The organism is Vibrio sp. YT-19(2023) (assembly GCF_033337395.1).
This window is the reverse complement of the sequence record NZ_JAWOQN010000036.1, coordinates 39,459-48,316: the sequence shown is the minus strand read 5'-3', so window position 1 is coordinate 48,316 and position 8,858 is coordinate 39,459. Positions and strand designations below refer to the sequence as shown.

Below are 8,858 nucleotides of genomic sequence, written 5' to 3'. Positions count from 1 at the left end.
CTACGACGATTAATGGGTGTAGCCGATCAGATCGTAGCTTCTTGATTTAGTTCCATCGATTTAAGCAACAAAGCCCAATATTTTTAGAAAGTTAGAAGTAAAGAACCGTACGCAAGCTACAAGTTGGGCTAAGAGAAACCTGTAGTACTAGTATTAACTTGCTGTAATAAAAAGAAAATACTCTATAAAGTACTAAATTTTATATTTATTATTAAAATGTCAGTCTGAAATATCATGCCATATTCAAACTTATTCCTATTCAGTTGACTATTAGACTTCTCATGTCGTGACGAATCTAGTCAGACGTGGAACAGACAGAAGGTCTATTCAATTAATAAGCTAAGAGGGAATAAAAATGAGCGCAAGTGACAATGACACGTATTTAGGCGATGCAGGTGTAAATAACCAATTTGCTGATTTCGATGGCGGCGATGATTTGTTTATCGGTTTTGGTGGTAATGACTCGTTTGTTGGCGGTGGCGGTAATGATTATGTGATCGGCGGCGACGGCGACGATCGCCTAACTGGTGGTGCTGGAGATGACATCCTTAGGGCTGGTACAGGAAACGACTACCTCGGCGGTGGTACCGGTAATGACTTGCTGTTGGGTTTGCTGGGTGACAATAAATTAAATGGTGGTGTCGGTGAAGATATTCTTGTTGCTGGTTCTGGTGACAACGTTTTAGTTGGCGGCAGCAATGGCGATAAGTTTGTGTTCACGGATAAGTTTGGTGGCCATGGCGAAGCCAAAGTTGTTGATTTCACCATTGGTGAAGACTCTTTGCACATCATTAGCGACTCTGTCACTGACTTTGGTGATTTAAGCTTTAGCTACGATGCAGTTGGGAATGCAGTGTTTACCGATGGGGCTGATCTAACAGTGAAACTTATTGGCGTGACTGAAACTGACATCAACACCTATGGTGCAGATCTGTTCGTAATCTAAACGACTGAAAATAACTCTGGATGGGAATTAGTTTGCGTGGCTCTGCCATGCTGAGGTGAACTAATCGGACACTCTAGAGCGATTTGAGGTTACCTTAAGCTAGGCGCTAGTATTTCTGGCGCCTACAATTTTCACGTTAAACGGAAGTAGTCGTGCAAAAAACGGTTTTCAAAGAAGTGAAACAAAAACTATGCACGCTTGCGGGCTTGCTGATCGTTTTTAGCCTTTTTATCAACTTATTGGTTCTCTCGATTCCGTTGTACATGCTTCAAGTGTACAACCGAGTTATATCCTCCTACTCAACCGATACTTTATTCTTGCTCACTGTCATCGTAATTGTCGCGCTGTTAACCATGTCCATCATCGACATTGCACGAGCACAAATGAGTAAATCTTTTGGTTATTGGATGGACACAAAACTCTCCGCTTTCATGCTCAAGCGCACGATTCAATATCAATCACATACTGGGAAGAGTTATACCTCGCAAACTCTGAGAGACATTCAGAACATCAAAAGCTTTTTGAGCAGTCAAGCACCTTATCCACTGTTGGATGCGCCCTGGACACCGCTATTTATTTTATTTGTGTATTTATTGCACCCGATACTAGGTCACATCGCGTTACTTGGATCTATCGTATTGTTTAGCCTAGGTCTGCTTAATGAGCTAATGACGCGTAAAACAATGCAAGAGAGCGAAGTCAGAGCGATTTCTCATATCAACAACGCAGAATTAGCCACGCAAAACTCCAATTCAATTCTCGCAATGGGGATGATGAATGCATTTTTAGAGAAGTGGCAGTCGCGCGTGAGCGAAGTGAATGTGCTTGAAGAGCGAGTTGCAGGTAAGTCTATCTACATGGCTAACTTTTCTAAGTTTGTGCGTGGCTCATTACAGATATTTTTACTGGGAGGTGGTGCATGGTTAGTTATCCAACATGAGATAACGGCAGGGGCGATGATCGCGAGCTCCATATTAATGAGTCGGGCATTATCGCCGATGGAGCAGGCGATAGGCACGTGGCGAAGCGCGATGTCTGCTAAAGGCGCCTATAAAAGGTTGAAAGAAATCGATGCGATCGTGCGCCAAGATGAATCAGATATGCCACTGCCTAAACCAAAAGGACACTATGAGCTTACCGGACTGGCCTATCGCCATCCTGGAGCAACCGAACCAGTGCTCTCATCGCTCAGCTTATCGATTCCTCCGGGTGTTGCTGTTGGGGTGATTGGCCCTTCTGGTACGGGTAAATCGACGTTTGCTCGGCTGTTATTAGGTACGGTTAAGCCATTAGCGGGTAAAGTGACTCTTGATGGAATGGAAGTCTCCGTATGGGCATCTGAAGATCGCGGCGTGCATTTTGGGTATCTCGCTCAAGAGGTGGAGTTATTTCCTGGCACAATTCGAGAGAACATCGCGCGCTTTAAAGAAGAAGACCCCGCTAAAGTCATCAAGGCGGCTCAACTAGCAGGATGTCATGAATTAATACTCAAGAAAAACAAAGGCTATGATTGCATTATTGGTGAAAATGGCCGTGGTTTATCTGGGGGGAAAGGCAGAGAATCGCTCTTGCAAGAGCCGTTTATGGCGACCCTTCTATTGTGATTTTCGATGAAGCGAATGCCAACCTCGATGGTGAGGGAGAGGCTGCGTATCAACGTTTGATTGCCCATTTAAAAGCACAGAGTACAACGATTATCGTCATTGCTCACAATCCGAGCACGTTACGACAAATGGATAGGCTCTTGTATTTGGCTGACGGCCGAGTCAAGTTATACGGCGCTAAAGATGAAGTATTAAAACGTTTGATGGGCGAAGAAAGAACAGATATCCCAAGGGTAAGAAATGAGCAATCAACTGCCAACCGTTAATCAGAGTTCTACCGAGATCGTATATCGTTTTAGCCCCAAAGCGAGACTAAACTTTCGAAAACCAATTTTACTCGGTGTGGTGACCTTAAGTGTTTTTCTTGGAGGCCTTGGCTACTGGGCTGCAACAGCCAAATTAGAAAGTGCAGCGATTGCTTATGGTGATTTGTCAGTTCTCACTAAGCGACAAGAAATTCAGCATTTAGAAGGCGGTATTATTGAAAAGCTATATGTACAGGAAGGGGATTTAGTCGAAAAAGGTCAGTTATTAATTCAACTTTCTAAGCGTCAAGCTATGGCTAAGTTGGACTCGTTAAGTGGTCGTTTTATCCATACTCTAGCAAAGGAAAACCGTTTAAGTGCGGAGCTTGATGAGCTTCCAACGATTGTATGGTCTGATGATCTTGAAAGCATTCCCCGTGTCGATATCGTACAAGAAGCACAACTGGTTCAAAACAAGATCTTTGAAGCGAGAAAGCGATTCTTTGATAGTAAACTGAGTATCATTGAGCAGAGTATTTCTGGAGCAAATTTAGAGCTTGAAAACCTTCAGCAAACCAAAGTGATTGAGACGGAACGGCTCAACTTTATTGCTGAAGAAATAGACAGCAACCAAGCCTTGGTGCAAAAAGGTTTCTCGGGAAAATCTACTTTACTTCAACTCAAGCGCTTAGCAGCGGAGGTGAGAAGTACCTTAAGCCAGTTAGATAGGCAGTCGCTCACCGTTAGAAAAAGGTTAGATGAAAACCTAGCGCAAATTGAAGAGTTGAAGCTTGAAAGGCTGAATGAGATTGTCGAGGAACTACGAAATACCAAAACGGAAATTGTCGCAATTCGGGAAGAATATCGCTCCGCTCAAGATATTGTCGCAAGAACAACGATCAACGCACCTATTTCTGGTCGCGTAGTCAACATGCAAGTGTTTACCGAAAAAGGTGTGATTGGCTCGGGTGAAACGTTACTAGAACTGGTCCCGCAAGACGATAAGTTGTTAGTCGAGGCTCGTGTTAATCCTCAGGATATTGATTTAGTGAATCCAGGCCAGCAAGCGCATGTTCGTCTGACCGCTCTGAATGCACGGACGTTGGCACCTTTAGACGGTACTGTGCTGACGATTTCTGCCGATAAGCTCTCGCAAGAAAACCAAGAAGATTTTTATCTCGCTAGAATTGCAATTTCACCGGAAGATGTGACAAAACATCGTTTAACCTCAGGCATGAATGCCGAAGTGCTTATTTTATCTGAGCCACGAACGCCATTGAGCTACCTAATAAAGCCAATTACAGAAAGCATGAATCGCGCCTTCAGAGAGGAGTAATTTCAAAAAGACTTGAGTGAGCACGGACAACAGACAAAATAATTTGTTATCGTTAGCTGTTACTGGGCCGTATTTTTATTCGAGGGAGCCGTGGAATGGAGAAAGTGCAGTTAGTTGTCGATTTTCTTCTCACTCATAAATTGATTTTTACCGCACTGATCTTTGCGATTATGTGGTTAATTCGTCGTGCAATTTTATCGATGATTCGTGGTGATCACGCTTTTCTCTCAGAAGATCAGCGTAGTTGGATGTCCAGAACTAAAAATGGCACCTTTGCTGTTACATTACTGATTTTATTTATTTTATGGCAATCAGAAATTAACGAGTTTGCTCTGAGTGTAACGGCGATTGCCGTTGCCATTGTAGTGGCATCCAAAGAAATCATTTTGTGTTTTACGGGTTCGATTCAAAGAGCAAGTTCGCGTTCTTTTCGCGTTGGAGACTGGATTGAGGTCGGAAAGTTGTGTGGTGAAGTGATTGAGCACAATATGATGGCGACGGTGATTCAAGAGATCGACCTGCATCACGGGCAATATCATTACACCGGCAAAACAGCGACATTGCCTAATAGTATGTTCTTTACCTATCCAGTAAAGAACCTCAACTTCATGAAGCGGTACGTTTACCACAACTTTTCTGTAGTGGTGAAAGACTTCGTCAATTTGTATCCACTGTTACCGATTTTAACTGATAAAATTGAAGAACATTGCAGTTACTTTGCTGATGTTGCACATCGTTACAATGCGATGATTGAAAAACATGCCGGTGTTGACCTTCCTGGTTCTGAGCCACATATGCATATTTCTAGCAACATTAATGGTGAACAAATTCTGCACGTGATGATTTTCTGCCCAACCGATAAAGCGAACCACTTAGAGCACTTAATTCGTAAGGACTTTATGGAACTTTATGAGCAACGTTTTCCTGTAGTGCGAGAAGAATAGAGCATCGTACTTCGCCTTTAATTTCAAACCCCGCTATCAAAATAGCGGGGTTTGTTTTTCTTAGCGTATTTTTAGGCTGTAACAATATTCCCAACTTAGCTGAACTTACTCTTCAGCATTAAAAATAGGAAGTAAGTGCTGCCTATAATAGCGACCAACGTGCCAGCTGCGACCTGACTTGGATAAATAGCGATTTGTCCTAGCCAATCTGCCCACAACATTAGGGTTGCGCCAATTAAGGCACCGACACACAGTTGCTCTTTCACTTTTCTTGCTCCTAACATCATCGCCATATGGGGAGCGACCAAGCCAACAAAAGATATTGGACCAACTGTAGCGGTAGAAAAGGCGCATAACAAAGCAACGATGGTGAGCATAAGCGTATTGGCTACGGTAGGGTTAAGCCCTCGTGCATTTGAGAATTGTCGCCCGATGGAAATTAGTGTTAGCCAACGAGAAATCGAGAATACAGCGGCAAGCATAACTATTATGGCCAAACATAGCATCAGTGCGGTGTCGGCTGTGACTCGATAAATAGAACCAGTTAGCCACAATAAAATTTTGTAACTGTCACCTGAGCCTTGAGCTAGCGAAAATTGAACGAGGGCTTCTAATAGTGCCGTTAGTGCGATGCCGGACAACACGAAGTTAGATGGATTAAAATGGCTTCGTTTACCGATAATCAGCAATAACATCAATACGGACATACTTCCGAAAAAAGCGATACCCCAGCTAAATGCGGAGAGAAGCGACCCAGCGATGACTCCTGTCGTTATAATGGCAAACGTGGCTCCGGAAGACACACCGAGAATATCGGGACTTGCCAGAGGGTTGTAAACAATGCGTTGCAAAATGATTCCTGCAACGGATAGCGCAATACCGACAGAAAGTGCGGTTAACATTCGCGGCCAACGCAATTGCCATTGGAACTCACCTGGCACAGACCATTGAATTCCGTTTATACCATGGGTAACGAATGAGTAAGCTAGAATCCCAATCAGACTGAATAGCGCAATGCTGCATACCGCGCGTTTAGAAAGCGCCGTTTTTCCTTGGCTCATTGAAAGGTTAAGTTGATCGGTTGCCGTCAGCTTTTTACGAGTAAACCAAATTAAAGCGGGAGCGCCAATAGCTGCAGCCGCTACACCGCTAGGAATGGTTTCCTCTAACCATAAGCTCAGCGAGATAGCGGCAGAGTCTGTGATGATTAGTAGCATTGCGCCCAAAAGCATGCTGCTGATCAATTCGTCGCGCGGTGTTCTTGTCCCCATCGCTCTGGCAATATTGGGTGTCAGTAATCCGATGAAGCTGATAATACCAACTGCGGTGATGGAGGCTGATACCAGCCAAATACCCATCACCATTAATGCACCAAACGCGGGTAATACCGCTAAGCCTCGGGCTGCTGCGCCTTCTTGTCCCAGTTTCATTAAGGTCAGAATACGTGGTGCGACGATCAAAATTACGATTGCGATAGCGCAGCGAGGCAATAACCACTCAAACCAATCCCAGCTGTATTGAGAAAGGTCTCCTGCTCCCCACATAAAAATATTCTGTGCGAACTGGGCGTTTAAAATAATAATGGCTGTGGCGATAGAACCGAGCAAGATATTGATCACCATCCCCGAAACGACCAGCGGCAAACCTGTCATATTACGCACACCGGCAATTGATACGATCAGGCCAAACGCCACTAAAGCCCCAACCATTGCGGCTAATGCAGAGTAATCGGCGACCCAATCGACGAACCAAATGTTTACCACGACTAATGCAAGCCAAGCACCAGAAGAGGTGCCAAGAGTCAACGGCGAGGTGAGGTTATTCTGCGTTAATTGCTGCATTAAGCTGCCGGTGAGACCAAGCATGGCACCAACAAGCAGGGTCATACTTAACCTAGGAAGCTGCGCTTGCGTAAAGAATACGTCACGAAACTCGGTTGCTACCTCTGGTTTTGTTAATAATTGCCATTGTTCGAAAAGTGATAAATTAGTATCAATTTGTAGGCTAAAGACGCTAAGTAACGTAATCAGCGCCAGATAACCAATATAATGTTTCGTTCTCATTGTTCTGGTGCCAACTCTATTAGACTGTCGGTAATCGCTTCAGCGGTGTATTGCAAAGACATGGCACCGCCATACGCCCACACTGCTCTGACTGAATTTACCCGCTGCTTTTTCACAAACGGCATCGCTTGCCAAAGTGGCGACTCTTTCAGTTTTCGTTCTTCTGGGAAAGGCTGTACGTAGAGAACGTAGCTGTTTTTGAGGCCCTGAAGCCGATTGATTCGATCTTGCTTTACTCCCCACGCACGTGGGTCCTCTTTAATTGGAGCCTGTAATCCCAGTTTTCTAACCACGTAGTCAGTGGTGGAGTTTTCGGTTGCAAGTAATACAGTATTCGGGGTTGAAAATCGCATCACAAGAACGCTGAGTGGAGCAGAGTAATAGTGGCGAATTCGCTGGCGCATCTGCGCAAATGAAGCATCTAATTCTGCCAGTTTCTGTTCAGCAAGTGCCTCTTTATTGAATAGCTTGCCGAGCGTACGAAAGTGACGAATGGCCGTTTCAGCTGCGGCCTCATTTTCAGAAAAATTAGGTAAATAGATTACCGGAGCAATTTGTTTGAGTAACGGAATCAAGTCTTGCTGTGGAGACGCAGCAAGGATGACATCTGGTTTCAAACTGGCTATTTTTTCTAAGTTGGGTTCTGCTCGGGTCCCAATATCTTCAATTGACTCTGGTGCGGTTGGATTGACGACCCATTGGCGGTAGCCTGGTAAATTTGGGGCTGCGATTGGTTCTACGTTTAGCGCCAAAACTTGTTCTAAGATGTCCCAGTTTAAGGCAACAACGCGTTGAGGCGCTTGCTCAAAACTATGCTCACCATATTCATCGGTAACGGTGATGACTGCATGTGCATTGGTCATAAAAAATGCGAGGAGAAAAGCAGATTGTGTAACCACAGTAAGTAAACGAGCTATTATGCGCATACAACAGCCACCTTTTGGCTCGCTAATGTGTTAGCCGGGCTTGGGTGCTCAATCAGCTTAATTGGTGACTCATATAGTTTAGAAAGGCGTGCCTCGTCTAACAACATGTCGGCGTTGCCTTCGAAGGCAATTTTACCTTTTTTGAGCGCAACAATGTGGGTGGCGTAGCGCAGTGCTAAGTTCAGATCGTGCAGGATCACGATAATGCCTACATTTTCGGTTCGATTCAGTTCTGCCAGCAGCGCCATTAGTTGAAACTGATGGTGAACATCGAGCGCCGAGGTTGGCTCATCGAGAATTAAAATTGGCGATTGTTGAGCCAGTAGCATAGACACCCAAGCACGTTGGCGTTCGCCGCCCGATAAGTCATCCGCCAAAGCTTGAGCAAAAGGTGTAACTCCTGTTCGTTCCATAGCCTGCGTGATGATCTGTTTGTCTTCGGTTTTCCAACGACCAAGTGCCCCACGCCACGGAAAGCGACCTAAGCGCACTAGCTCTTCTACCGTTAAACCAGCCGAAGAGGGCAGCTTTTGTGGCAAATAGGCGATCTGTTTTGCCAACTCTTTGGTTTTGAGTGATGAAAGGGAAGTATCGTTTAGTGTTACCGTGCCTTTATCTGGTGGCATTTGACCAGAAAGCAGGTTCACCAGTGTCGACTTACCTGAACCGTTATGGCCTAAAACGACCGTTAGCTCATTTGTTGGGATGTTAAGTTGTTCGATGCCGAGGATCTGACGTCCACCTCGTACGATCTCAATATTAGACAGTTGAAACATGGATGGCTCTTAGGAGAA

The 8,858-nt window shown here is 44.8% G+C and carries 6 protein-coding genes and 2 pseudogenes; 5 read left to right on the top strand and 3 right to left on the bottom strand.

All coding sequences use genetic code 11. From position 1 onward, the window contains the following. Positions 1-76: 76 nt before the first annotated feature. From R7E78_RS20490 to R7E78_RS20470, 5 genes and pseudogenes are all read left to right on the top strand, one after another. Positions 77-145, top strand: a pseudogene (locus tag R7E78_RS20490) (helix-turn-helix transcriptional regulator); the annotation flags it as partial. Positions 146-355: 210 nt separating this feature from the next. Then, positions 356-946 (top strand): calcium-binding protein, encoded by a 591-nt coding sequence (locus R7E78_RS20485; RefSeq protein ID WP_005375168.1) that lies wholly within the window; start codon positions 356-358, stop codon positions 944-946. A 152-nt stretch (positions 947-1,098) separates the two neighbouring features. Continuing rightward, positions 1,099-2,816 (top strand): annotated as a pseudogene (locus R7E78_RS20480) (type I secretion system permease/ATPase). After that, complete coding sequence (locus R7E78_RS20475) at positions 2,791-4,131, top strand: HlyD family type I secretion periplasmic adaptor subunit (RefSeq protein ID WP_005375170.1); 1,341 nt, start codon at positions 2,791-2,793, stop codon at positions 4,129-4,131. Before R7E78_RS20480 ends, R7E78_RS20475 begins: the two are co-directional and overlap by 26 nt. Positions 4,132-4,226: 95 nt before the next feature. Continuing rightward, positions 4,227-5,075: a mechanosensitive ion channel family protein gene (locus R7E78_RS20470; protein ID WP_005375171.1), complete on the top strand. Its 849-nt coding sequence runs from the start codon at positions 4,227-4,229 to the stop codon at positions 5,073-5,075. Between the two features lie 95 nt (positions 5,076-5,170). Here R7E78_RS20470 and fhuB read toward each other — a convergent pair whose 3' ends face one another. From fhuB to R7E78_RS20455, 3 genes are read right to left on the bottom strand one after another with little or no spacing between them, the layout of a single operon-like run. After that, positions 5,171-7,138, bottom strand: a complete 1,968-nt coding sequence (fhuB, locus tag R7E78_RS20465; protein WP_318058186.1) for a Fe(3+)-hydroxamate ABC transporter permease FhuB — start codon at positions 7,136-7,138, stop codon at positions 5,171-5,173. Further along, complete coding sequence (locus R7E78_RS20460) at positions 7,135-8,064, bottom strand: iron-siderophore ABC transporter substrate-binding protein (RefSeq protein ID WP_318058185.1); 930 nt, start codon at positions 8,062-8,064, stop codon at positions 7,135-7,137. The genes fhuB and R7E78_RS20460 overlap by 4 nt, the downstream gene beginning before the upstream one ends. Then, the gene (locus R7E78_RS20455; RefSeq protein ID WP_005383893.1) at positions 8,055-8,840 is read right to left on the bottom strand and encodes an ABC transporter ATP-binding protein; all 786 of its coding nucleotides are present in this window, start codon (positions 8,838-8,840) and stop codon (positions 8,055-8,057) included. Before R7E78_RS20455 ends, R7E78_RS20460 begins: the two co-directional genes overlap by 10 nt. Positions 8,841-8,858: the final 18 nt, after the last annotated feature.